Below are 212 nucleotides of genomic sequence, written 5' to 3'. Positions count from 1 at the left end.
CCACTGGTGTTCCTTCCTATATCTACGCATTTCACCGCTACACAGGAAATTCCACACTCCTCTTCCGCACTCAAGCCTGTCAGTTTTGGATGCAGTTCCCAGGTTGAGCCCAGGGCTTTCACATCCAACTTAACAGGCCGCCTACGCACGCTTTACGCCCAGTAATTCCGATTAACGCTTGCACCCTCCGTATTACCGCGGCTGCTGGCACG

At 53.8% G+C, this 212-nt stretch carries 1 rRNA gene; it reads right to left on the bottom strand.

Annotated features, from left to right (window positions below):
• Positions 1–212, bottom strand: a 16S ribosomal RNA gene (locus ACY2RR_RS24945); the annotation flags it as partial.

This window comes from Parendozoicomonas sp. 2304DJ65-17 (genome assembly GCF_058148445.1).
Note: the sequence above shows the minus strand (reverse complement) of the source record. Positions and strands in the feature narration are given on the sequence as shown.